This window comes from Xanthocytophaga agilis (assembly GCF_030068605.1).
Lineage (GTDB): Bacteria > Bacteroidota > Bacteroidia > Cytophagales > 172606-1 > Xanthocytophaga > Xanthocytophaga agilis.
This window is the reverse complement of sequence record NZ_JASJOU010000008.1, coordinates 248,737-272,817: the sequence shown is the minus strand read 5'-3', so window position 1 is coordinate 272,817 and position 24,081 is coordinate 248,737. Positions and strand designations below refer to the sequence as shown.

Annotated in this window: 24 protein-coding genes, 1 tRNA gene and 1 pseudogene; 16 read left to right on the top strand and 10 right to left on the bottom strand. The window is 33.8% G+C overall.

Annotation, left to right across the window (positions count from 1 at the left end; genetic code table 11):
- Positions 1–59 precede the first annotated feature (59 nt).
- The 9 genes and pseudogenes from QNI22_RS22635 to QNI22_RS22595 all read left to right on the top strand — a co-directional run bounded on the left by QNI22_RS22635 (position 60) and on the right by QNI22_RS22595 (position 7,185).
- Complete coding sequence (locus tag QNI22_RS22635; protein ID WP_314514117.1) at positions 60–440, top strand: hypothetical protein; 381 nt, start codon at positions 60–62, stop codon at positions 438–440.
- Positions 441–498: 58 nt separating this feature from the next.
- Positions 499–714: a hypothetical protein gene (locus QNI22_RS22630; protein ID WP_314514116.1), complete on the top strand. Its 216-nt coding sequence runs from the start codon at positions 499–501 to the stop codon at positions 712–714.
- Positions 715–761: 47 nt separating this feature from the next.
- The gene (locus QNI22_RS22625) at positions 762–1,124 is read left to right on the top strand and encodes a DUF3846 domain-containing protein (RefSeq protein ID WP_314514115.1); all 363 of its coding nucleotides are present in this window, start codon (positions 762–764) and stop codon (positions 1,122–1,124) included.
- Between the two features lie 250 nt (positions 1,125–1,374).
- A pseudogene (locus QNI22_RS22620) lies at positions 1,375–1,509 on the top strand (IS66 family transposase); the annotation flags it as partial.
- Between the two features lie 247 nt (positions 1,510–1,756).
- Positions 1,757–2,428 carry a hypothetical protein gene (locus tag QNI22_RS22615; protein ID WP_314514114.1) on the top strand — a complete coding sequence of 224 codons (672 nt, stop codon included), beginning with the start codon at positions 1,757–1,759 and terminating at the stop codon, positions 2,426–2,428.
- A complete protein-coding gene (locus QNI22_RS22610) occupies positions 2,425–4,527 on the top strand; it encodes a hypothetical protein (protein ID WP_314514113.1) in 2,103 nt (700 codons plus the stop codon). The genes QNI22_RS22615 and QNI22_RS22610 overlap by 4 nt, the downstream gene beginning before the upstream one ends.
- Complete coding sequence (locus QNI22_RS22605; RefSeq protein WP_314514112.1) at positions 4,527–5,582, top strand: hypothetical protein; 1,056 nt, start codon at positions 4,527–4,529, stop codon at positions 5,580–5,582. Before QNI22_RS22610 ends, QNI22_RS22605 begins: the two co-directional genes overlap by 1 nt.
- Before the next feature lie 50 nt (positions 5,583–5,632).
- The gene (locus tag QNI22_RS22600; protein WP_314514111.1) at positions 5,633–6,277 is read left to right on the top strand and encodes a hypothetical protein; all 645 of its coding nucleotides are present in this window, start codon (positions 5,633–5,635) and stop codon (positions 6,275–6,277) included.
- Between the two features lie 287 nt (positions 6,278–6,564).
- Positions 6,565–7,185: a hypothetical protein gene (locus QNI22_RS22595; RefSeq protein WP_314514110.1), complete on the top strand. Its 621-nt coding sequence runs from the start codon at positions 6,565–6,567 to the stop codon at positions 7,183–7,185.
- 385 nt (positions 7,186–7,570) lie between these two features.
- Here the strand turns inward: QNI22_RS22595 and QNI22_RS22590 are convergent, their stop codons facing one another.
- On the bottom strand, positions 7,571–8,542 hold the full coding sequence (locus QNI22_RS22590; protein WP_314514109.1) for a hypothetical protein: 972 nt from the start codon (positions 8,540–8,542) through the stop codon (positions 7,571–7,573).
- Positions 8,543–8,561: 19 nt separating this feature from the next.
- Complete coding sequence (locus QNI22_RS22585; protein ID WP_314514108.1) at positions 8,562–8,957, bottom strand: hypothetical protein; 396 nt, start codon at positions 8,955–8,957, stop codon at positions 8,562–8,564.
- Positions 8,958–9,269: 312 nt separating this feature from the next.
- Between QNI22_RS22585 and QNI22_RS40335 the strand changes: the two genes are divergently transcribed.
- Together QNI22_RS40335 and QNI22_RS22580 are read left to right on the top strand one after the other, a co-directional pair.
- Positions 9,270–9,668, top strand: coding sequence for a LexA family protein (locus tag QNI22_RS40335; protein WP_419836240.1), 399 nt, complete (start codon positions 9,270–9,272; stop codon positions 9,666–9,668).
- An 82-nt stretch (positions 9,669–9,750) separates the two neighbouring features.
- A complete protein-coding gene (locus QNI22_RS22580) occupies positions 9,751–11,019 on the top strand; it encodes a Y-family DNA polymerase (protein ID WP_314514107.1) in 1,269 nt (422 codons plus the stop codon).
- Positions 11,020–11,040: 21 nt separating this feature from the next.
- On the opposite strand, the gene QNI22_RS22575 is transcribed toward QNI22_RS22580, so the two are convergent.
- Both QNI22_RS22575 and QNI22_RS22570 read right to left on the bottom strand, forming a co-directional pair.
- Entirely contained in the window at positions 11,041–12,051 is a 1,011-nt protein-coding gene (locus QNI22_RS22575; RefSeq protein ID WP_314514106.1) for a hypothetical protein, read from the bottom strand.
- Between the two features lie 2 nt (positions 12,052–12,053).
- Entirely contained in the window at positions 12,054–13,139 is a 1,086-nt protein-coding gene (locus QNI22_RS22570) for a hypothetical protein (protein WP_314514105.1), read from the bottom strand.
- A gap of 214 nt (positions 13,140–13,353) precedes the next feature.
- Here QNI22_RS22570 and QNI22_RS22565 point away from each other — a divergent pair, with 214 nt between their 5' ends.
- Positions 13,354–14,112 (top strand): hypothetical protein, encoded by a 759-nt coding sequence (locus QNI22_RS22565; RefSeq protein WP_314514104.1) that lies wholly within the window; start codon positions 13,354–13,356, stop codon positions 14,110–14,112.
- A gap of 496 nt (positions 14,113–14,608) precedes the next feature.
- Here QNI22_RS22565 and QNI22_RS22560 read toward each other — a convergent pair whose 3' ends face one another.
- The 4 genes from QNI22_RS22560 to QNI22_RS22545 all read right to left on the bottom strand — a co-directional run bounded on the left by QNI22_RS22560 (position 14,609) and on the right by QNI22_RS22545 (position 16,850).
- Positions 14,609–14,950 carry a helix-turn-helix domain-containing protein gene (locus tag QNI22_RS22560; RefSeq protein ID WP_314514103.1) on the bottom strand — a complete coding sequence of 114 codons (342 nt, stop codon included), beginning with the start codon at positions 14,948–14,950 and terminating at the stop codon, positions 14,609–14,611.
- Between the two features lie 118 nt (positions 14,951–15,068).
- On the bottom strand, positions 15,069–16,160 hold the full coding sequence (locus QNI22_RS22555; RefSeq protein WP_314514102.1) for a site-specific integrase: 1,092 nt from the start codon (positions 16,158–16,160) through the stop codon (positions 15,069–15,071).
- A 160-nt stretch (positions 16,161–16,320) separates the two neighbouring features.
- Positions 16,321–16,394 (bottom strand) — tRNA-Pro (locus QNI22_RS22550).
- Positions 16,395–16,544: 150 nt separating this feature from the next.
- Positions 16,545–16,850, bottom strand: coding sequence for a hypothetical protein (locus QNI22_RS22545; RefSeq protein ID WP_314514101.1), 306 nt, complete (start codon positions 16,848–16,850; stop codon positions 16,545–16,547).
- A 406-nt stretch (positions 16,851–17,256) separates the two neighbouring features.
- Here QNI22_RS22545 and QNI22_RS22540 point away from each other — a divergent pair, with 406 nt between their 5' ends.
- The 3 genes from QNI22_RS22540 to QNI22_RS22530 all read left to right on the top strand — a co-directional run bounded on the left by QNI22_RS22540 (position 17,257) and on the right by QNI22_RS22530 (position 20,909).
- Positions 17,257–19,161 carry a RecQ family ATP-dependent DNA helicase gene (locus QNI22_RS22540; protein WP_314514100.1) on the top strand — a complete coding sequence of 635 codons (1,905 nt, stop codon included), beginning with the start codon at positions 17,257–17,259 and terminating at the stop codon, positions 19,159–19,161.
- Positions 19,162–19,290: 129 nt separating this feature from the next.
- Positions 19,291–19,923 (top strand): RNA polymerase sigma factor, encoded by a 633-nt coding sequence (locus QNI22_RS22535; RefSeq protein ID WP_314514099.1) that lies wholly within the window; start codon positions 19,291–19,293, stop codon positions 19,921–19,923.
- Positions 19,924–20,027: 104 nt separating this feature from the next.
- Positions 20,028–20,909: an anti-sigma factor gene (locus tag QNI22_RS22530; RefSeq protein ID WP_314514098.1), complete on the top strand. Its 882-nt coding sequence runs from the start codon at positions 20,028–20,030 to the stop codon at positions 20,907–20,909.
- A gap of 75 nt (positions 20,910–20,984) precedes the next feature.
- On the opposite strand, the gene QNI22_RS22525 is transcribed toward QNI22_RS22530, so the two are convergent.
- Positions 20,985–21,779, bottom strand: a complete 795-nt coding sequence (locus tag QNI22_RS22525) for a hypothetical protein (protein ID WP_314514097.1) — start codon at positions 21,777–21,779, stop codon at positions 20,985–20,987.
- A gap of 97 nt (positions 21,780–21,876) precedes the next feature.
- Positions 21,877–23,127 (bottom strand): hypothetical protein, encoded by a 1,251-nt coding sequence (locus QNI22_RS22520; protein ID WP_314514096.1) that lies wholly within the window; start codon positions 23,125–23,127, stop codon positions 21,877–21,879.
- A 502-nt stretch (positions 23,128–23,629) separates the two neighbouring features.
- Here QNI22_RS22520 and QNI22_RS22515 point away from each other — a divergent pair.
- Positions 23,630–24,022 (top strand): hypothetical protein, encoded by a 393-nt coding sequence (locus QNI22_RS22515; RefSeq protein ID WP_313985289.1) that lies wholly within the window; start codon positions 23,630–23,632, stop codon positions 24,020–24,022.
- The last annotated feature ends 59 nt before the right edge of the window (positions 24,023–24,081 follow it).

The following is a 24,081-nucleotide window of genomic DNA, read 5'->3' as shown; positions in this document are numbered from 1 at the left end:
TATTTGCCTTTCACACAAATATGTGTTATATTTATACTATCAAATAATAAAAATAACACATGAAATCAAATCAATCTTCACTTGCTCGCCGTGCCTATAAGGTACAAGGCGCTCACACCTTTATAGGTGTGTTTGGTAGCGGATCATCTGCCTGCTGCCGGGTTGTTACCATCATGGACAACTATATCAGTTATGAAGTTCTCAAAGTTGCAGAATGCCGGGAACGCTTTGCAGTAGATCAGGAGTTAGGCCTGATTCACGAAATAGAAGTGTATGAGTTTACCAATGCAGAGACCAAGGCAACAAAAAAATTAATGCAGCTTTTTCAAATTCAGTATAGTATGAATTTGTCAGAACCCGCCAGAGTTGCAGAAAGACAGAGAGAAGAGGGAGCCAGAATTATCCCGCTCTGGCCACAGGGCATACAACCTGCCGCCTAAAACAAAACCCGCTCTAAGGAGCGGGCCTGTCTCAAATAATAAAAATAAGGGCAAAGATATGAAATCTTACCATTCTTCTAAAAAGTATCCTGGACTCTTAATCAAATTTATATACAATCCTGTCGATGATGATGTAAGCATTGTTGGTATTACAGCCAAATCAGATACAGTTGAATTGCTGGAGTTTTTCGAAGATCAGAATCTGTTTGAAAACCTCCGCTTGGAGTGTTGGGAATATGGCCGGGATGAATACCTTTTTTCAGATGCTGCCTAATGGCAGTATTTATTACTTTTTCTTTTTTACCACATCTTTTATTACTCATGAATACTATACAAGCTATAAAAATAGACGTTGCTACTCAATCAGTATATATTGTTGATATCCCTGAAGATGACACTCTCGATTCATTTTATAAACATATTAACTGTGATACAGTCTCTCATTTTAATCTGGATGACTATCATGGTTGTTATGTAGATGATGAAGGTTTATACAGAGATCATCCTGGCTATTGGTCTTTATCTGGATTCAGACAACCCATTGCAGGGAACGGAATAATAGCAGGAGCTGATCCGATGGGTAATACTGCTAGTGCCAAGCGTAACTTTATTGATTGGGTGAAGGAGAATATTACATTTTATAAAGAATGTGAAGAAGAACCGGCAATTACCTTTCTATCATGAGAAAACAAAAAAGACAACCAATTTTAAGTGGTTGTCTTTTTTGTTTTCTCAGTAAGCGTCCGAGCCAGACCGTCTTTACTTGGAACAGGTAGCTTTGCAGAATGACAGACAACTTACCTTTACAAGCTCGGATGCTTCGGCTATATCAACGCTTCAAGCAAAGCAATCTAACCCGAGCCGCTTTCTGTCGGTTCGAACGGATATGTATTCATCTGGCTGCTTCTACCGTTTCGGAGTCATTACAGCTGTGTGTGGATTATTAGAGCCTTTATACAATAGCTTAAAGCGGGAAGTGCTGGCTAATCGATATATTCAAGTCGATGAAACTACACTAATGGTACAAGATGGCGATAAGAAAGGAACTTGTCATTTAGGCTACTTGTAGGCCTACTATGCACCAGTAGCTAATTTGGTATTTTCGACTATCAAACCGGGAGAGCCCCTAGTCCCTCCTATCTGCCGAAGGCTGCTTTAGTGGCAGCGTAGCGAAACGGAGTGAGAATGGGAGTAAACTTTTATTCAATTTTACCTTAATTCAGATGTAATTATCTAAACTTTTTTCAGTAGATATTCTAAAAAAGAATCTTAAATTTCAGCTGTTTTTATAAGACTCAATTTATTTACTTATACAAATGGATTTATCTGAAGATTTAAGTATTAATGAAGAAATAAGAAGCTATAAAGATCGTTTGAGAATTTTCTTAATCTTATACTTCTTTTCTGAACCCTATTCAGATTCCGAATTTCCATCACGTAAAAAAATATTTAGAACAGAGGTAAGAATACAAAAACTAGACTTCTTGCTCAGGAATCCAGATTATTTAGCATACGAACTACTGTTACTTGCTGAGAGTGATGAAAAGCAAAAAAATGAAATTCAAACCCATGTCAAATCAATTTTTGATAATAAGGAACCAATATTTAAAAGATTAGAAATGGAGCGATTCTTCTTTGGCGCCTATGAAGATATTGATGATGTCATAGGCTTTTTAATAGGTATTGGCTTCATTGATTACAAAAGCGAAACTACCGTAAGTTTAAAAAGTGTAGAAAAGGAATACTTCATAACAGATTATGCGATAGATAAAGTTGAAAGCCTATTACAATCCCTTTCACAACTTACTTGGTATGTTAATCGATGTAAATTAATTCGCAATTACTTTGGAAATAAGACAGGTAATGAGTTGAAAGTTGCCCAGTATAAGATTTCAGAATACAGAGATACCTCTTACAAAGATTACATTACCGAAATTAGCAGTAAAGTGAAAGAAAAATATGAACAACTATTTAATCTTGAATTATGAGTTTTGACTTAGAAAAATTTATTAATCTTATATATCAAGAGTTTCAAACAGAACTTTCTATATCAGATATCGAGGAAATATTAGATTTAAAGGAAATATATAATCGTGACTCTCCCCTTTCTACAGGTAAAAGGCTTTTACTAACCAACATTTCATTTACTGGACAAAAAGAAGTAGATGATCATCAAGATTACTCTGGACAGGTGATCAACTTTAGTAGAAAAATTGAACCTGGAGTCAATATGTGGATCGCAGATAACTTCAAGGGGAAATCAAGTATTTTTAAGGTTATAAAATATGCTCTTACAGGTAATTCATCTATTAAGGTTAATGTAAAGTCCTGGTTACATGAAGTGTTTCTTAATTTTAATATATCTGATAAAGAATATACGATTCATTTAAATCTTCAAAATACAAAGCTAGTAGGACAATTAGTATTCGGAAAGTTTAATAATAGAGAAGAAATTAAAATAAATGAGGAGAAAGTAATTTTTAAAGCGGAAACTGAAAAGGATTACAAAGCTCAGATACAGGATTTCTTTTATAAGCAATTTCTTTATTATACATTAAAGTATACTAAATCACAAAAAGGTAAATCTTCTCTAACAGAAGTTAATATTGGATGGAATACGTATTATAAATCCATTTTTTTAGAGTCTAAAGATAGTAATGAATTAATGTTTGGAAATACTCAGAACAAAATTTTTCAGATGTTACTTGGTATAGAGTATACAGCACCAATTAACTATCTAACAGTAAAAAGTGAGAAGTTAAGTTCTGAGAACTCTGTCAAAACTGAAATAAAAGGAGGTGATAGAAAGCAAGAGGTGAATAATCTTAGAAACCAATTAAACACAATTACTACTCAATTAGAGAAGTTAGCCCATCAAACTCCTGATAAATCAAAAATTCAAAAACTGTACACTGAATACAATGATATAATACTAAAGAAGGGTAATATAAATGCTTCTTTAGTAGACATAAATAATAAAATTAGAGATGAAATCAATAAGAAATCAATGTTTGAGCTGGATAAAAATGAATCTAGCGCCACATTAAGAGATATACAAAAACAATTAAACAAATCTCGCAAGCAAAAAAATGACCTAGAAGAGTATCTTCAAATTGGAATATTTTTTTCCAACTTAGATATAAAGAAATGTCCGAGTTGTAGCCATACAATAGATAAAAAGAAACAACATGAAAAAGTCAAAGAACATAAGTGTGCAATATGCGATAATGATATAAATGAAGACATTTTACAAACTAAAAAAACTAGTTTTGAGTTTAAGATAAGGCAATTATCTCAGCAAATAGAAAGTCTAATAAAAGAGGAGGAAGCTTTAAAGAATGATTTAACCAAAACTAAAAAAGATTTAGAAGAAACTACTCAAAGCCTATCTATTCTTAATGAAAAACGCCAAGAATACTTAAGTCAAACTAATTTTGATTCTGAGTTACAGAAAGTAGAAGATAGCATTTATAAAGAAAGACAACTTTTTTTAATAGAGGATAAACAAATAGAAAAATTAATCGGTGAGAAAGCTGTTATTGAATATAGGCTAAAAGAGCTTATAGAAAAAGAATCATTAGAAGATAGTAAAATAAAATTAAAAATTAAGATTTTAGAGAAAGCGATTTCATTATTAGTAAAAATGAGATTTGAAAGTTCTAATCTCATTCTTGAGAAATTACGAAAGTTAATGCTTGTCCAAGTAAATAAAATGGGTCTAACATCAATTAGTGATATCCAAATTACTGATAAGCTAGATATACAATTCCATCAAGGAGCAAAATATGTGTTATTTTCAAAAATAACAGAAGGAGAACAATTAAGAGCTAAATTAGCACTTTACCTTAGCTTAATACAATTGGATGCCGAAATGAATTTTGGCCATCATACAAAATGTTTAATTATTGATAGCCCAGGTAAAGAAGAAGGAGATAAGAAGTATATTGCAGGCCTGTCAAATATTTTGAAGGAGATACACAGTGACTACAAAAATGAGTTACAAATAATAGTAGGTACAGCTGAAAGAGATTTAACAGATATAGTTGAACAACAAATAATAACACCAGAGAACGAATACATTTTTTAATGCCAAACAATTTCAACATAGCTCAATTTGCTACTACTTCCTTATCAGAAAAATATCATTTTTTCGATAAGGAAGTAGTAGCTTTCGTTGAAAATAGCAATGATAAAGAAATACTTCAAGTTCTAAAAAGTATTATAACAGATATTAACGAAAACCCTGATATTAGAAAGAAGGCTGTAGAATGTCTTACAAATTGCACATTCTTGAAGAGGATAAAAACTAGACAAACGATTACTATTTTAATTGACGACTGGAATAACAGTAATATTAACACTAAGACTATCTTTCTAGAGGTTCAACGATTAAAAGATCTATTTTATTTTTATAGCCCTAATTCTGAAGATACTGAAGAGATAGAAAATGTATATTTAGAAAGTACTAATAGTAGGTTTTCAGATATCAGCTCTGAAGCTTTTTTAAAACTCGGATTGATATATTTTCAAAAGAGTCTTTTAGGCAATCAAAAAGATCGTTTAGAATACCTATTAAAAAGTAATTCTTTCTTTACAAAAGGCCACCTTCAAACAGAAAACCAGATAGACACTTTAATATATAAGCAAATAGTAGAAATAACTATTAATTTGTTTAACCGAAATCTTCAGACAGTTGATTTGACCTTAGATCACTTGTCTCAAGATCTATTGAAAAAAGAACTTTTTTCAATAAAGCATGGAAAGCAATATCATGCTAAGAATTATTATATAAGTCTTTATAATAGCTTAAATTCTTTAATAAAAATATTAAAGGAAGATCCAAACTTGTGGCTCAATGTAAGAGAAAAACTCTCAGAATTACATAATGAGTACTCTTTGATAGAAAATGAAAAACTAAAGTCTAGATTAGATGAGAGTGTACTTACATCAATTTTCGCAAGAACTTTAGAAAAAAACTTCATTGAACCTTATTTAGCTACTCAATTTCATTCACAACTACAAAGGCTTGATACTAGATTGAAAGAATTAGCCTCTGATAGCAAAGAGTATGAATTTATAGAAAAAGTAAAAGAATTAGCATCTAATATAACAGATAAAAAAAAAACTCTAGTGATGATTTAAGACAACTTCTAATAGATTCATTTCCTTCACAAAATCTAAATCAAGTTAACTTGATTATAGATAAAGTGTATAATACTGATAATCCATTAGAATGGTATCTAGCATATAGAACCTTATATGACCAATCATCTAGTTCTTGTCTTTCTAACTTAATTGATGTGTGTTTAGTACTTCAAGGAAATAAAATATATTGGCAAGTATCAGCAGATGGTGACAATGACGCTGAAGCAAAATTAGAAGACAACAGAAATACCTTCGTTGCCACCGTTCTTGAAGCCAAAGGTTACTTTATTAAGGATCAAACAAGATGGAGTAGATCAAATACGGGTAAAGCACCAGGAGAAATAGACATTTTTATTCGAGATAAAAATAAACGTCCTTTAAGTATTATAGAAGCGCTTAATTTAGATTCTTTAAAAGAAGATTACCTTAAATTACATATTGACAAACTGTTTAAATATGATACAACAGGACTTGAACATAACTTCATTCTTGTTTACGTAACAGCGAAAAAATTTGATTCCTTCTCTACAAATTACCTAAATTTTATAGAAAAGCACATTTATAAATATTCTCTTATGTCTGTACAAGAAGAAAATTATGAATATACAGATATAAAAGTTTTTAAAGCCACTCATTTAAGAAATGGAAAAGAGATAGTTCTATATCATATCCTACTAAACCTTTACCATTAATATCTCATATTTAATCTTTCTGAGAGAATATTCTAGAAGCAAGACTAAGAAAGTATAAATGCTGAGTATCTATCCGAGCGAGGATATGTATTTGCTCGGATGGATACTTTTCTCATGGTCTTGTCCTTAACTAATTCATGATCTTTATTTCGATAAAGGTGTTTAAAATATTCATATAAAAGATTTATGCAAGCATGATCCGTTTACTATTTACTTGTTTTTTATTATGTGCTTGTACTCAAAGGCAGTCTGATCAATATACAGAGAACAATCAGATTGTTGACACCATGGAAAACCAAGTAGAAATAGATACAGTTACAGTGCCTATTAGAAAGATAGAAAGATTAGACAATGCAATCATTGATTCACTCATCCAGATTAACCAATCTAAAATATTAATAGCAAATTTTTGGGATGGGATGTCACAGGAACAGTTTGTCACTATAGGTGAAAAGGATCAGCTTAACCCTATCTATGGTAATGCTCCTGAATATATATCTTTTACCTATGAAATTGATAATAACAGATTTGACGGAGTAGGGATATTTGATGAAAAATTGCGATTAGTAGAAATAAAATTATCTATAATGAATCGTAATCAAAACGAAGATAAAATTAGTATGGCGAATATTGATAATATAATTAGACTTTTGACTCAAAAATATGGGAAATCAATTAAAACTGAAAATCATATAATACGTTACTCACTTACTCATCTTTGGAAATCGAAGAAGAAGAAAATTATACTTACAGAAGATCACTCCCTATCAATGAAAAATGATACAAGAAATGGTAGCAAGATTTTTATGGTATCAATATCTTATACAGGTGAATTGGCAGAACATCAAGCAAAAAGAGCAAAAAACGAACAGGATAAAAAGATACCAGAAATATTAAAAAAGCTTTAGTATTTCTGGTATGGTTCTTTCTTCATCCAGAAATACAGATCTAATTATCCACTATACTATATTCGCAAATTAAGGACACATATAAAGTTTGAGTAGATTTTCAGGAAATTAATGAGACTACAGTAGTGCATATCCGCATCGAGTTGAGCAATCCCATCCTAAGTATTGTAAATATACTCGACCAGATGCAACGGATACCTATTTTCATGGGCTTCAATAATTGTTTCCTGAAGCTACATAGGGGAAAAAATCTACTTTCGGGATGATTCGCGTTCTTCCGTGATAAAGATTAATAATAGGTGAAGAGATTTGATAATACTATAATTGAAAATAGCTTTCATTAATGAAGGCTATTTTCAATTATAGTATTAGACTTACAAAAGGACTATAGTAAAAAAATATGAATTAATACAGCTAGAACAATATAGAATACAACTAAAGTTATAAAAGCGATTTTATGTTTTACCTGAATATCCGAATCCCTATATAGCAAAGAGAATTTTTTAGAAGAGAGTAGAACTGCGATATAAATTAATATGACCAGTGTGACACCTAAAAAGCCCAATAGGGTATAGAGTCGAACATAACTAGCATATACTTCATAAGCCGCCCCACCTTGATAGCCTTGATAATCCGAGCTAGCTGTATCATACCCCGGATCAGGAATACTATTAATAACTGGTGGATTAAGATATGAATTTGCAGTTTCCAGGATATTATTAAGGATAAATGCGCTTACGATCCAAATTATACCAATCCCAGCATAAAATAAGTTTCGGTTGATTATATGTTTGAGATAAAAAAAGATTTCTTTTATAAATTCTCTTATAATATCATGTATTGGACTATCTGTGATGTGTATCTGTTCAGATCTAATTTTCAAGACATGTAATAACATTTGAACTCCAACAACTATCAAGAAGCTTCCAAATAATTCTCCGATTGCTCCTCCTTGTAAGAGTAGACCTATTGATATTAATAACATAATTAATCCACTAATTATGAATATTAACTGTGTTTTAAAAAGTTTTTTCCAAGATGAAGAAAATAGGTTGCCGAGATCATAATAAGCCATAGTTCTTAACATAAGCCTACGAGGTGGATTATAATCATTTAAATTCCAACTTGTGATTTCAATGTTCTGTAATTTTAGAGCATTATTTTTAATTTTATTACCTATGAGTTCAGATCTAATTTTCAAGACATGTAATAACATTTGAACTCCAACAACTATCAAGAAGCTTCCAAATAATTCTCCGATTGCTCCTCCTTGTAAGAGTAGACCTATTGATATTAATAACATGCATATTCCGCTGATAACGAAAATTTTATTACTTATTTCTTTGTGGATGATCATTTTAAGCCTTGTGTTAATATTAGTTTGAAGCTACTTTGTCTTTTTTAATGCCTTCATCAATCTCATATTCCTCATCAATAATTTCTGAATCTTCAGCCTCAACCCCCTGAGATTTGAGATATAGTTTATATATACTCAATAACTGTTTAAGGAGAGGATATAATTTTCCTACTTGGCCTAATATAGAAATTATACTTTGTCCACTTATCAATGCTAAACCAGTTCCTATAGGAGCATATGGATGATCTTCGAAATAAGGTGGGAGACTTAATAAAGATGGGATATATAATTCTATTGCACCAAAACAGATTAAAGAAATACTAAGTAATCCGTTCATTATGAAGTATATCCATCTTCTGATTTCTTCTCTTAAAAGATCATTAGAGTTTTTAAGTCCTATTTTCTTGGCGTTCATTATCATAATAAGTTAAGCATCCCTACTTTTCTGTAATTTCTATCTCTGGATAGTCTAGCGCAATACCTCATTCGAGGTATTTTATAGGAAACCTGTAGTTCACTATTAAGGAATTACAGGTTTCCTTCTATCTGAAAATTAATTGTAGGTTATAAATGCTAATTATATTCTAACTATTATCTACATTGCCACTTATCTTTTGTTTTACATTAATTATAAATCCAATGAAGGCAAAAGCTATTTCTCGCATTGAAAGGTTAGATATTCTACCTGCCAATGCTTACAAGATAATTCAGGTGTGCAAGCCCACATCTGATTATCAGGTCAAATTGCCACTCTATCAGTCAAGTCTACACAGCCGGATTTCCTTCACCCGCTGATGATCATCTTGATAGTCATTTGGATTTGAATGAAATGTTGATCCAAAACACACATTCAACATTTTATTGTAGAGTCTCTGGAAATTCAATGAAAGATTGCGGGATCTTTGATAATGCAATTATCATTGTAGACCGGTCAAAAAAGTTTAAGGATGGAAGTATAGTACTTGCGGTTTTGGATAATGAGTTTACATGTAAGAGACTCAAAATTGAAAATCGAAAAGTCTATCTAAGTCCGGAAAACTCAGATTTTAAAGAAATTCTTATCACTGAAGATATGAGTTTCAAAGTTTGGGGAGTAGTGACATCAGCAATTAATAATTTTTCTTAACACTGGCTTGAGTGGAAAGATAAAGGCATTCTCAGCTGCTTTTTAAATAGGTCATAGGCTGCTACTATAAATTTAAAAGTGATTGTTTTCTTTAATTGATGGCAATAATTTTTACGTCTCGTGTGAACGTGTATTTAATCCTTTACTAGAAGGACAACCTGTTATTGTATTAAGTAACAATGATAGCTCAGTAATCGCCAGGTCAAATGAGGCGAAAGATCTAGGTGTACAGATGGGAGTTCCTTACTTCCAGATAAAATCTTTTTTAGAAGAGCATAATGTAAAAACACTCTCCAGCAATTATGCTCTCTACGGGGATATGTCGCAAAGGATGATGAATATACTATCAACCTTCAGCGATGAAATTGAAATATATTCTATCGATGAATGTTTTTTATCTCTCAATGGATTTGAGAGATGGGATTTATTGGAATATGGTAAAGAAATTCGTCAAACCGTTCTGCAGGATTTAGGTATTCCAACTTGTGTTGGAATTGGTCCAACAAAAACCCTAAGCAAAGTTGCCAATCACCTAGCTAAAAAGATGTCTCGTAAAGATAAAACTGCATCCGGTGTATTGCTCCTGGATACAGAAGAGAAATGGAAAGAAGCTTTGAAACAGACAAAGGTTGAAGATGTGTGGGGTATAGGTAGGCAGTACGCTAAAAAACTGCATTCTTACCAGATTACACATGCTTTTGATTTGGCACGAGTCCGCAGAGCCTGGGCAAAAAAACATCTTGGCGGTATTGTTGGTGAAAGGATCATTGAAGAACTAAACGGGACTTCTTGTATTGAGATGGAACTTGTACCACGCCCAAAGCAATCTATTTGCGTGAGTCGTAGTTTTGGTAAAATTGTGACTGAACTAGGGGAACTTTCAGAGGCAGTCAGTACCTATGCCAGTAAAGCAGCCGAAAAACTACGGACGGAAGAAACTGTTGCGGCTGTACTTTCTATTTTTATCCAATCTTCTCAACACAAAACTAATCCATTCAATGCCGGTATTACTATCACCCTGCCTTCTCCTTCATCTGATAGTAGAATTTTAGCACATTATGCCTTAGAAGGTTTGAGGAAGATCTTTAAGGAAGGAATAGAGTATAAAAAAGCTGGTATAGTATTGAATGGGATTGTATCTGCTAAATATCAACAAACTCAACTATTTGAAGAACGCCCATCAAACCCTGCCTTAATGAAAGTAATAGACAAGATTAACAAACGATGGGGGCAAGGAAGTGTGTTTTTAGCAAGTAATGGTACTACCCAAGAGTGGCAAATGTTATCAACTATGCGAAGCAAACGATTTACTACTCGTTGGAAAGAATTACCTGTAGTAAATTGTAAGTAGGATTCCTATCTTATAATGCAATTATAAATTGAAATGTTCTAATATTTCATCTATTTTTTGTTTTAGTCTAGTTTTACGATCTACCCCTTTCTTTTCTTTATCTTTATACATAGGATACATAGTTATAACATTCATCCATTTGTCGAGATTACTCTTTAATTGTTCACCATAGATTTGTATTTCTCTATAGCCAGAACCTTTTCCCTTAAATGGAAATAATATATTGTATTTGAAATATGTGGCATCCAATTTAGGATTATCATTTTGTATTAAATCAATAAAAGAGCCAAAAACTAACCATGAACTTGGATCTGGTCGACTATGTTCTATAGATAAATCAGTTTGTATATAATCCCAGTTTATCCAATCAAGATAATCATTATTCATCTTATAAGCTTCTGTGAAATCTTTTAACTTATATTGTCGATTATAGCTTTGATTATCGAGGCTATAATAATTTTTTAATGGAATAGAATCTAAAAAATTCAATACACTACCTTCTGTAATTTGATCTTTGCTATATAGGAATAGTATCCAAAATTTTATACCTATAATGATATGAAATCGATATTGAGTAAGCAGATTATAGTCAATCTTACCACTATATCTTATTAGTTCATCTACCACATACCTGAATGTAAGCACATCTTTGTTTCTTACTGTATAATATAATAGCCGATTCAACTCACAAATGCCAGAATAAATAAAATTATCTAATAAGGCTTTTTTATCATGTTTTTCAAGATTGTAAGAAATAATGTTATTTAAAGTAGATATTGGACGTTGTGAACACAGTTTATATAAATCTAAGTATCTTGTACTATTCTTATTTAGATTATACGCATGTTCATAAGCAAAGGAAGGAAAATATATATATTGATCAAAGTGAGTAATTGATTGATATTGTATACTTAGTTTCCAAAAATTTTCTACAAAATTGAGTAGTGATTTAAATATCTCTGTATCATTTCTTTCTATTGCTTTAATACATGCATCAAAAATTTCTCTATCAATTCTATTTGTAGTATTCATAATTACTTATGTTTCAATTCTAGTTCTATTAGTTCGAGTTGTATAGCAAGTATTTGATCAAGAATCTTACTATTACTTGTATTTGCAGCTTCATTCAACTTATATACGTAATAGCTTCTTAGTATACTTTCTTCCTTTTCTCTTTTTTGTGATAATCGTATACAAGAATTTAGCCTCTCACGATCTTCTGGCAAAAGAGTTTGCCCCAAAATGTATTGAGTATTTTTAGTAAATTCTTTATCAATAAATAAAGGTTCATAAGACCTTCTAGTATTAGATTCTTGTCTTTTTATAAATTCTTTTATTTTGCCAATATTTATATCACAAATTATTGTTTCTGCTGTTTCATTGATATTTGAATTACTTATAGATTGGGACAATTCAACTAACCAACATGATTCAAGTGATGCCTTAAATATCTGTCTGCTATATTTATTTACCAACTCATTTCTCAGTGTGTCTTTTGTCTCCACTAATAATTCTTCTTTGAGAAATGAATGGATTTTTGTTGAATTAGTAAAGTCTATAATAGCCTTGAATAAGTAACCAATGAATATTGGGATACATATAACTAAACATGTTCCTGTTAATACCAAACGTATGAAAAGACCTTCTGATAGAAAATCTCTCAAGGTTGAAATAATCAATAAGTAAATAAGTGTTGTAAGTATATAGAAAATAATCGGGTAGAATCCAGATCTCTTAAAAAGGATTTTATAAGCAAAAGGTTCTTTAACTGCGATATTCCCCAATAAGAATCCTATTACAGCTAACGTCATACTAATAATAGTTGCAACGTTTGATATGCGTTGATCAATTAATAATTTGGCTGTTCCTATTGTTAAAAAAGTTGAGATATCAATATCAATAAGAGCTAAAAAAAAGAGCATTACAACAACTGAAAGAACGGTTAACAAACCATTCTTTACATCACAAATATATGTCCATACCCTAATACTTTTTTTGATGTATAAATCATTATGTTTTATTATGATTACATCATTTGTACTATTATATAACCATTCTTTTTTGGTTACAAAATATGTTAATTCAAAATAGATAAAGTTTATTAAGCTAAATATTTTCATATATATCTTCTTTGATTCTTACAAGATAAATATAATCTAAGTATTTTTTATAATCACACCTGACCGAAAAACGCTCGTTTTTCGGTCAGGTGTGCTGGCCACTAAATTGATAGGAAAAAAGGCTATTTTCATCCACTTTTTTAAGTACCTTTTTCGGTCACTTATTTATATGTTTACTTTTAGTATCTATTCCACCTTTATAAAAAATCAACCTATGAAAAAAATATTTTTAGTACTCATGATATGCTTAGGTCTATCTACTTTTGGCTTCACTCAGAATCAGAGCGGATCAACAGGTCAAAGCCCGAAGGAAGGTTCTTGGGATATCCCTTTGTCTACTATACTACTTGTGGGTGCTTCTATATTCGCAACATTTGTAACTGCCTATAATACGAGCAAACAAATAGCGTCAAGTGAGAAAAACTTAAAATCTCAATTAGAGGCAGGGGCGACCAATCTCAAAGAACAGTTAAAGGTCACGACTGAAAATTTATATCACCAGATAGAATCCAATAGATCTGCGGAAGATAAAAAAAGATATTTTGAGAATATCAAAACGCAAAAACAAGAATTGAAAACGTTATTTAGCAAATTCTTTACTATGGGGTTTGAGCTTAATAATAGCTTTTATGGTATTAAAGATAAATATGATAAGAAAGATATAGAGTTTTTGAACTCTGCTGATTTGGTAGATGCTTCTTTAGAAGATTATACTAACTATACTTATCGATCACATATTCAAAAGTATCATGAAGATTTAACTAATCTATCTTATACTATCCGACTTACTCTAAATACAACTGCTGAGCAATTAGAGATACAAAAAGTTTTTGATACATACATGAAGCTAATATCTGGAAAGCCTGATCTCCCAGCAACAAGTAAAGAAACTATTGATAATACTTTTGCTGATCTTTTTAACAAAGTCAAAGGTGCTGTCGATGGAAATGAAGAAAAGTATCCAAAGGTATAAACCAAATTTTATTTTTTCCATGGGGAGAGAATTTCGCTTGACCGGATGTGCTCCGGTTCGGGTCTACTCCCTACAGGTAGGCATTTTTAGCAGATGCCCACCAAATCAAATTCTAATTTTATCCTAATTTCTATATTGGTAAAGCTTCAGAACAATACCAGGTTCTTTTTATAACCAGGTGTCAACTCTATTATTAGGGATGGTTAACTATTGAGTTTCGTAATCCTAAGAAAAAAAGTCAGACAGGTATATCTAGTTTTGTAACTAAATATCGATGAGAAAAATAATTTAAGAGATGCAGATGTTGGGCAAATTGTTGGGCAAGAAAAAAGGGCTACGACTTTTTCAAATCGTAACCCTTTGATTATTAGGTGGGCCAGCCTGGGCTCGAACCAGGGACCACCTGATTATGAGTCAGGTGCCTTTGTATAATACTTTCAATTTTTCTATGCGTTCCAAACATTGTTTTGTTAGCTCACTTATTAGTTTAGCGCTATTAATGGTTCTTGTTCTTTGAGTATTTTTTTACTTCTAAATCTATTTCTGCTGTTGTTTTCTTTTTCCCTTCTAACATCCAAGTTTGTAGCTCTTGTTTTGAGAAATACAATTTCTTACCCTTTTTGAAAAAAGGAATCTGTCGTTTTGAGGTCAGCTCATAAATTGTTGCTTTTGCTAAACTGACAAATTGAGATGCTTTATCAATTGTTAAGATCTCATTTGGTTCGGGTTGTGAAGAGTGAACCTGATTAGATTCTTCTTGAAGTACTAATCGCATTTCTTCTCTAATCAATTCCCTTATTTGTGAAAGCGGAATAGGAAATAGAATGATATTTTCCATTGTGGCAGAGATTAGTTTTGCCACAAAAAAATCGAATAAATAAGTAAGATAAACACAACCTGAACCCAACTTGGGTTGGATTTTTTTGTTTTTCTTATTATTTATTGATAGAGTAAAATCACTTGAGGGACAGTTTAGGGAATTTAGCAACTTCTTCCACTTTCTTTTTATCTACAATCTTAGCATATACCATTGTCATGTCAATTTTTGAATGTACCAACATTTCTTTCATAGTATACAAGTCAATACCATTACTTATACCAATTGTTGCAAAGGTATGTCGCCCTGCATGAAAGTGTAGATTTTGTTTGATACCAGCTTTCGTTCCCCAACGAGTCAAGTGCTTGCGTAAGGTACTTTTATTGATAGTTAGTTTGTAGAATACAAGATCGTTGTTATGTTCTTTTTCTAGCGAGTTGAGAATTTCTTTGGCGTTTTCAGTGAGAGGGAGGATGGCTATCTTTTCGGAAGTCTTTGCTGGACGTAAATAAATTCGATTATCTCGAATATCTGACCATTTGAGTAATCGAATATCTGAGATGCGTAAGCCAGTAAAACAGGAGAATAGAAATGCTTCCCGGATATGATAGCCGAACTTAGTTGGAGTTTGGATAAGGAGTTTCAATTCATCTATGTCTAATGTAGTACGCTCAACATCCTGGAGTTTGGGAAGCGTTACTTTCTGCATAGGGTTTATTAGCAAAAAACCTTTATCAATAGCAATGTTCAGAAATAATTTCAACGCTTGTAGATAGGATCGTGCTGTATTTTGACTTACGTTTTTGAGTAAATAACTCTTAAAATCCTCACACCAATCACGGGTAATCTCAGCAAATGTTGGTTGCTTATCTTTTAAGAAGACTTTAGTATGTTTCAGAAGGGCAAGATTGTAATCTACATTCGTAGTTTTTCGTTTTACTTCCCTTGTTAGAAAGGTAAGGTAGTCTGCTTGTGAGTCAGCTTTCTTTTCTATAAGGCCATAATTGCCGTTTAGGAACTCTAGTTCTTTTTTAGCTTTTATCCCTTCTGCATATAAGACAGATTCTTTATCTGCGTCTTTAAGACGTTTTTTTACACTATAGTCTTCGGATACATAAATTTTTAGAAATTCATATTCTCGTTTCATTTTACCTGTAGCATCCTGAACATAGATGTCAAGGTAGATGGAGTACTTTCCATTTTTGAGAGGTTTATAACGGATCGTAATCATAAGACTAAGGATTAAGATGTCTTTGTTCTATTCCTCCGAGTAACAAGGGAGTAACAAAAGTAACAAAAATAACCCGAAAAAAGCAAAAATAACCCCAAAAGCTCTAAAATGAAAAACCGCTCAAAACTAGGTTTTAAGCGGTTTTGTTCGATATTTTCAGTCGGGATGACTGGATTCGAACCAGCGACCCCTTGCACCCCATGCAAGTACGCTACCAGGCTGCGCTACATCCCGAATTGAATATCCGTTAAATAACGGGTTATTCCTCTCTTTTTTTATTTTTGGCTCTTTTCGAAAGCGGGGGTGCAATATTATGGAAAATATCAGATACTCTCTAAATTTTTTTAGAAGTTTTTGTTTTATCTGTCAAAAAATGAGAATAAACTATTTGTCCTTCCGGATCATAGATTGATAGTTTTTGTACAGCTCCTGAAACTTATTGTATGTCTGATGCAAAGTAGACAAGCTTTGTTTCTGTCTTTGAATCTTGTTTTGGAAAATCTCACGTCTTTGCAGGCTTATATGAAACTTTTCTTCTCCCTGTACTTTAAGGGCAATCAGGTGGCTGATGATATTACTGTGAACAGGAAAGTCTACACCGCTTTCTACTGCAAGTTGTTGTGCTTCCTGTAACATGTTTTCTTCTTGGAGCAAAGAGGCTGCTAATTGGGAGGTGGATGTGAATAACATGGTAGTAATGGTTATATATGACAGATAAATTACAGATGTAAGTTTTTTTATATATATCCGCTGAAATTGACAAAAGTGACCGCCGAAATTCTCTTTTTTTATAGAAAATCGCATTTTTATAAAATCAGATGATGACAGAAAAGGTGTAGAATTGAATAAATTGAGGAAAGGAGAAATGAAATAAAAGATCGTTCTGTAGCCAATTGCCTTTTATTCAGTGAAGTTGTAGTTACATAATGTTGGTATCTTGGTCAATAACACATATTTCAGAGTCTGAATATATTTTTTTAAAAGTACTGGTATTTGTTTTCCCAAAATCTTGGTCCTTGCCCTTTTCCCTTTTTTGTTTTTTCCTTCCTACCTTTGATGTAGTCTATTGTAGTGTTTACAGATTTATTGAGAATACATGGCTATAATCCATGACATTTTAAAGCAGTATTGGGGATATGATGCTTTTAGACCACTTCAGGAGAATATAATTCAATCTGTCCTGAATAAAAAAGATACCCTGGCTTTGCTGCCTACAGGAGGAGGGAAATCTATTTGTTTTCAAGTGCCAGCGATGGTAATGGAGGGGGTTTGCATTGTGATATCACCACTGATCGCTTTGATGAAAGATCAGGTGGAAAATCTGAAGAAAAGAGGTATAGAAGCTGCTGCCATCTACTCGGGCATGACCCGGCGTATGATTGATATTACATTGGATAATTGTCGGTTTGGTTCTGTAAAGTTCCTATATGTTTCTCCGGAACGTATTCGTACAGAAATATTTATAGAACGTTTCCGGCAAATGAAAGTATGTATGATTGCTGTGGATGAAGCCCATTGTATCTCACAATGGGGCTATGATTTCCGTCCTCCTTATCTGCAAATTGCCAAACTACGTGAGTTGGTGCCTGCTGTTCCTATCATTGCATTAACAGCAACTGCAACAGAGGAAGTACGAAAAGATATTATTGAAAAGCTGATTTTACGCGAGGCCTCTATATTTGCTGGTAGTTTTGCCAGAGAGAACTTATCCTATTCTGTTTTTTCACTGGAAGATAAAGAACGAAAAATGGTTGATATACTACAGAAAGTACCTGGTTCCTCTGTAGTATATGTACGTAGCCGCAAACGGACACAGGATTTGGCAAACTGGCTGAGCCGGCAAGGGATCAGAGCTGACTATTATCATGCAGGATTAACAAATGAAGAACGTGCTGCTAAACAGGACAACTGGATTAAAAGTCGGACAAGGGTCATGGTTGCCACCAATGCCTTCGGAATGGGGATTGACAAGCCAGATGTGCGAACTGTTATTCATATAGATATACCTGCTAACTTGGAAAGCTACTATCAGGAAGCGGGCCGGGCTGGCAGAGATGGAAAGAAAGCCTATGCTGTGGCACTATATAATGATATGGATCTGGAGAATATGAAGACTGCCCTGGAACAGAACTATCCATCAATAGATATGTTAAGACAGGTGTATCAGGCAATAGCGAATTATTTTCAGGTGGCAACAGGTGGAGGGTATCTGGCTAGTTATGATTTTGATTTTGAAGACTTTTGTAAAACATATCAATTGCCAGCACAGGAAACGTTTTATGCGATAAAGCGCCTGGAAGAGGAGGGATTCGTTCAACTGACGGAGGCTTTTAACAATCCTTCAAAAATTCTGTTTACTATAGACAAAAAGGGACTTTATGAATTTCAGGTAGCCAACGGTATGTATGATCCGCTGATCAAGACAATACTGCGAATGTATGGAGGAGATATTTTTAATAATTTTACAATGATCTCTGAAAAAAAACTTGCCGATTACCTGCAGACAGACTCAGCAACCATTGAGAGATTACTGTTGTATCTGCATCAGTCGAATGTGCTGATTTATGAGAAACAGAAAAATAAACCGCAGCTTATTTTTACTACTGTTCGGCATGAGGCTGCCAGGCTTCCTTTGGATGTGAAGCAACTAATATGGCGTAAAAACAGAGATGAAGAAAAACTTCTGGCAGCTATTCGCTATGTCAGTGAAAACAGAAGATGCCGAACCTTACAATTATTGGAGTATTTTGGGGAATATATAGATACAGAGTGTGGCATTTGTGATGTTTGTTCACAAAAACGAAAAAGCGAAAAGCCTGCTAAGACACAACAGTACAGAGTGCAGATACAGCAATTACTGAATAGTAATGCAATGCCTGTTTCCGAACTGATTCGTACTCTGGCTGTTTCAAATGAGAATGAAGTATTGGAAGTACTACAGGAGATGATAGAAATGAATGAGATACAATTGATGGATAATAACTACATAAGAAAGTTATAATATCCGAAATTGATGAGTAAAGTGCTCATAAGTAAGTAGGCATAGTTACTGTATATAATATATGTATCATTTTTCAAAAGAAACTGGATTAGATAAAATATCTGATTGATTCATCATCATATATTGATAATGAATTATGATCCAATTTGTTTTTCGAAATATATCCAGTATTTTCACCCATCACGAAATAAGGAAGCATTGTCACGATCCGTTACTATAGCAGAAAACGAACTGATAGTCATGCTAAAACAGCATGATCGTAAAGGGTTTGAGTATTTGTATGATAAATACTCGGGAGCCTTATACGGGGTCGTATTACGAATTGTTAAATCAGAAGAAATTGCAGAAGATGTAGTACAGGAAGCTTTTGTTAAAATATGGAGAAATGTTTCTTCCTATGAAAAGACAAAAGGTACTTTGTTTACATGGATATTAAATATTGCCAGAAATACGGCTATTGATAAGGTGCGTTCTCAGGATTTTAAGCAGAACTCCAAAATCCAGGATGTAGACCAAAACGTAAGTATGGTAGATAAGCAGGCTAATGTTAATCAGGAAATAGACCATATCGGTCTGGAGAAGTATGTACTTCAGCTAAAGCCTGAACATCGTCTGATTATCGAATATCTGTATTTTAAAGGATATACACAAAGCGAAGTTGCTACAGAACTGAACATGCCATTAGGTACGGTTAAAACACGTGTAAAGATGGCAATTAGTCACCTGAGGGAGCTTATTGATGAGAAGATAGACTTCCCATAGCTTCTTTTACATGAATACAGTTAAACTACAGTACAGTATTGTCACTCAGGATTGTTTTATAAAGAGAAATCATCGGTTACTTGTTATTGTTAAATTAAATTAAATTGGACCTTCAGACTTACATATCGTCTGGTATACTTGAAAGTTATGTACTAGGCCTGACTTCTCCGGAAGAGAATCAGGAAATAGAGGCATTGGCTGATGAGCACGAGATTATCCGGCAGGAGATTGCATCTATACGTGGTGCCTTAGAGGTTTATGCTTCTCAGTTTACACAAACACCTCCTCATTCTTTGAAAGATAAAGTGATGAATAGACTGGATGCTCTGGAAGCAGAAGAAGATGATTCCAAAGCATCTCTAGCCAGTCCGTTTCTTAGTATAGAAAAGACAGAGAAGGAAGATAAAGAGGCATTTATTTCTGAAGATGTGATTGCATATGCAGAAAATATCCAGAAACAGAATCGATATAGCTATTGGACTGCTGCAGCAAGTATTCTGCTTGGTTTTAGCATTCTGGGTAATATATATTTATTCTCTCAATGGAAGCAAACTGAAACTCAGCTGGCTCAGGTAACAACCGAACGGACTGAATTGGCTCAGCACAATCAAGAGCTTGAACAAAAAATGAAGCCAGCCATGATGACGGCTTCTGTTGTGAGTAATCCCGACTATAAGGTGGTGAATCTGCAGACAACAGATCCTAAAATGAATGCTGAGGTAATTCTGTACTGGCATCCTGAAAAAGGTAATCTGTACATTGCAGCCAATAAACTGCCGCCTTTGCCTAAAGGAAAGAAATATCAGTTGTGGGCAATTGTAGGAGATAAAAAACTGGATGCTGGCATGTTTGCACCTACTCAGGAAAAAGGACTGTTTACAATGAAATCTATTCCATTGCAGGCACAGGCTTTTGCTATTACATTGGAGGATGAGCAGGGAAGCCCTGAACCTACAACAACTCCGTATGTGGTAGGAAAAGTATAAGAATTGAATTCCACCAAAAAGAAACGGGCACGAAGATTGACTTTCTTCATGCCCGTTTTTTGATAAGGTGCTTGGTTAATTAATTTCTTCTACACGTTTCTTATATCCTAACAACTCGAAGAGAGTTTCCCAATAATAGGTTACATTCGGATTATTTTCTTTTGAGGTACTGGTAGGTTCAAATGGCAATACAAAATGTATAGTAATTTTGTCATACGGGATAGAGCCATACTCTTTTTTCAGTACCTCTGCATCTGTTTTTGCCCAGTCTGTCGCCTGCTCACGGGTTTGTGGCGGAGTAGTATGAAAATCACGGCGGTTGGCCCCTTTGGCACTTTCGATCATATCACTCAGATAATACACATTTACAATAGATGATGTATCTGCAATCCGTTTGATTACCTCTAATGTACCCCAGATATCTGTTTGCTGATTTGTTGCAGTAGCGTTTTCTGTAAGTAAGTGTTTAAGTGCCTGATTCTGAAACTCGGTTCTTTCTTTACGTAAGGTAAGTTCAAAGTCATTGACAATAGCTTCTTTATCAGTAGGATTCATGTCTGTAGTGTCTTCACTTACAGCTGCCTGACTGGTTCCACTGAATGCTTCTGCTTTGATTGTATTCTCATGTATATAGTAGATGTCCAACCGGTCACCTTTACTTCTGATATTAGTGGCTACCAGGTTTTTGAGTGTCCGATTGTACTTTTGAAGTGCAAATTCTGTAAATCCGCCACCCGCACTTGTTGATTTATCCAGAAAGACAATACTTTGAATAGGTTTGGGTGGAGCCGCTTTTTTGTCAGAATCTCCTCCACAGGCTGTAAGCAGAATAAGCCCTGCTACAGGAATGCTTTTAGTCAAAAAATTCATATTCATTATATGTGCAGAAATTTTACTGAATTAGATATAAAGAAATAAATATATCGCTGCCTATAGAGACAGCGATAGTATATAAAAGATAGTTAATCTATGAATGAACGGCCTGTCCATTGGCGTTTACAATATCAACATGGCCATTAGGACGTTGTTCGGTGCGTTGTTCTACTTTACCCCGTACATATCCATCATTGTATTGAGAAACTCTTCTCTCTACATCGTATAAACCTTGCTGGTCTGTAAGATCACGAATCTCAGCACGAATCGTCTTAATTTCAGATTGCAGCTCTTCAGGTTTAGAAAACATAGCCAGATGATTTTCACTGATAGCTTTCTGTGCTTTCTCCTGAGATAGTTGTGTTTCTACTTTCTCAAGTTGTTTCTGAGTACGTTTTTCCAGGCGTTTCATTTGCCCAATACGGATAGGAATCTGTACCCAGCGTTTCCAGTACGTTTGTACAATAGGTGTGCCTACACCCAGACAAACCGCTCCTGATACCGCAAATAGGATACCTGTGAGTACAAAAGACCACGCTCCCCAGGGATCATTCAACAATTCCTCATTTAATTGGATACGTTGTCTGCGCAAGCTGTCAAGTTTAGCTATCAGAGTAGGGCTATTGGTTCCGGCACCACTTTGCAGATACGTAGCTTCGTTGTTTAAAAATGCTTTCATTTTGTCTACACGAAACGCATCATATCGGTAAAGCCCAAGAACTGCCATAGTAGTTAAAGCAAAAAACAGCAATACCATCTTAAAGTAGATATATCGTTTATATTTGCCTTCCTGATAGTAATGTTCGATCAGCCGTTCGTAGGCTGGTTTGAGCAACAGTGATAAGGCTGCAAGACCACCTGCAAAGCTCCATGCTTCAAAGCCCTTAAATCCAAAGGCATAGGCTACAATATCTTTAGAGATAATCAGATCACCTGTAATGAACAGCAAGCCGGCAAGTACATAAAACAAGCCTATCAGGAAAGGATTATCATTACGTGTATTTTTGCGAAGTTCACGTAATTGTTCTTTTTCTATGCCTGCTTTGTTCGCTGTATCTCTAAGACGATCTGCCTGTTGCTCTTTCAATGGTATCTGATGTGTATGTTGCTGGGATTTCTCAATCCACTGAGCTGATTCTTTTTGAGCTTCCTGCAACTCCGTCTCCAGTCTGGCTAATTCACTTTTCCGGTTCTGAAGTTTTTCAATAGACTGATTATATAATACCTGACTGGACAGAAAACTTTCGTAGTGTTTCTTTTCCAGATCCAGCTTCCCATTGTCAAGTCCATGGGAAAACTCATTGTTGGTTTCGTCTGCGTTCTGTAAGGATGATTGTGAAGACATCTCGAGGTTATTTATGTGATATTCGTTTTGCTAGAATTATAGTATAATTATAGTGACTTCAATGCTCAGTATATCTATGCACTCTAAGACAAAAAGCAAGCCAGAGCTTAACTTTCAGAATTGGATGCTAAAGACAAAAAGATAAAATAGCAGAAAATAATTACATTGTAGAAAATCTGGGCATTGAAGGAGATTTATGTTATAAAACGGTGCAATTTTAAAATTTATTGGTTATACGAAATAAAAAAAAATAGGTTTCCTGAATACATTTTTTATCTTATCTCTGATAATGAGTCTATTATGTAATTTTTCTCGTTTTTTGTGGGTATAATCTTACACAAATAATTTTTTTCGTAAAAGTGCAGATTTGCGTTTACTTTTTTCATAGTTTTAGTATCTATAGTTGTAAATCGGTTTAGCCGTAGCAAACCATTCATAAAGAAATAGAGAGCATACCTTACCTATCAATAGTACCAAGTATTCATCCTCAACACTTTCGCTTATGGACTTAACAACTACCATGGAAAAACTGGCACTTGAAATTGATGGCCGCTTTGTAGAGTATTCATACAAAAACACGATTATTACTGTACCATTAAACAGAGATCGTTTTCAAAGTGTAACCGGATATCTGATTGATCGTCCACAGGGTACTATGCTTGAGTTTATGTCTACAGTTTGCACACTACGCCCTGAAATTGATCACCGGGCTATGCTGGAACTGAATCAGGAGTTATACTACAGTAAGGTGATGATTCATGAAGGTTTTCTAAAAGTAGCTGCTGCTGCTTTGTTTGACCATTGCACAGAAGATTTGGTAAAAGATATGATTATGGAAGTTGCTTATGTGGCAGATGATCTGGAGATGCGTATCATTGGACATGATATTTATTAATATATTTGGAGAAGAAATATTCTATACTATAGAACTGAAAAGCCCTAACCGGGGCTTTT

Excerpts from the sequence above, each read along its gene's own strand:
- QNI22_RS22525 (WP_314514097.1), bottom strand. The coding sequence starts at position 21,779 with ATGAATTTTTTGACTAAAAGCATTCCTGTAGCAGGGCTTATTCTGCTT.
- QNI22_RS22585 (WP_314514108.1), bottom strand. The coding sequence starts at position 8,957 with ATGAACGCCAAGAAAATAGGACTTAAAAACTCTAATGATCTTTTAAGA.
- QNI22_RS22615 (WP_314514114.1), top strand. The coding sequence starts at position 1,757 with ATGGATTTATCTGAAGATTTAAGTATTAATGAAGAAATAAGAAGCTAT.
- QNI22_RS22535 (WP_314514099.1), top strand. The coding sequence starts at position 19,291 with ATGAATTATGATCCAATTTGTTTTTCGAAATATATCCAGTATTTTCAC.
- QNI22_RS22590 (WP_314514109.1), bottom strand. The coding sequence starts at position 8,542 with ATGATCATCCACAAAGAAATAAGTAATAAAATTTTCGTTATCAGCGGA.
- QNI22_RS22575 (WP_314514106.1), bottom strand. The coding sequence starts at position 12,051 with ATGAATACTACAAATAGAATTGATAGAGAAATTTTTGATGCATGTATT.
- QNI22_RS22540 (WP_314514100.1), top strand. The coding sequence starts at position 17,257 with ATGGCTATAATCCATGACATTTTAAAGCAGTATTGGGGATATGATGCT.
- QNI22_RS22610 (WP_314514113.1), top strand. The coding sequence starts at position 2,425 with ATGAGTTTTGACTTAGAAAAATTTATTAATCTTATATATCAAGAGTTT.
- QNI22_RS22555 (WP_314514102.1), bottom strand. The coding sequence starts at position 16,160 with ATGATTACGATCCGTTATAAACCTCTCAAAAATGGAAAGTACTCCATC.
- QNI22_RS22560 (WP_314514103.1), bottom strand. The coding sequence starts at position 14,950 with ATGGAAAATATCATTCTATTTCCTATTCCGCTTTCACAAATAAGGGAA.
- QNI22_RS22565 (WP_314514104.1), top strand. The coding sequence starts at position 13,354 with ATGAAAAAAATATTTTTAGTACTCATGATATGCTTAGGTCTATCTACT.
- QNI22_RS22635 (WP_314514117.1), top strand. The coding sequence starts at position 60 with ATGAAATCAAATCAATCTTCACTTGCTCGCCGTGCCTATAAGGTACAA.
- QNI22_RS22630 (WP_314514116.1), top strand. The coding sequence starts at position 499 with ATGAAATCTTACCATTCTTCTAAAAAGTATCCTGGACTCTTAATCAAA.
- QNI22_RS22520 (WP_314514096.1), bottom strand. The coding sequence starts at position 23,127 with ATGTCTTCACAATCATCCTTACAGAACGCAGACGAAACCAACAATGAG.
- QNI22_RS22605 (WP_314514112.1), top strand. The coding sequence starts at position 4,527 with ATGCCAAACAATTTCAACATAGCTCAATTTGCTACTACTTCCTTATCA.
- QNI22_RS22595 (WP_314514110.1), top strand. The coding sequence starts at position 6,565 with ATGGAAAACCAAGTAGAAATAGATACAGTTACAGTGCCTATTAGAAAG.
- QNI22_RS22515 (WP_313985289.1), top strand. The coding sequence starts at position 23,630 with ATGGACTTAACAACTACCATGGAAAAACTGGCACTTGAAATTGATGGC.
- QNI22_RS22545 (WP_314514101.1), bottom strand. The coding sequence starts at position 16,850 with ATGTTATTCACATCCACCTCCCAATTAGCAGCCTCTTTGCTCCAAGAA.
- QNI22_RS22625 (WP_314514115.1), top strand. The coding sequence starts at position 762 with ATGAATACTATACAAGCTATAAAAATAGACGTTGCTACTCAATCAGTA.
- QNI22_RS22570 (WP_314514105.1), bottom strand. The coding sequence starts at position 13,139 with ATGAAAATATTTAGCTTAATAAACTTTATCTATTTTGAATTAACATAT.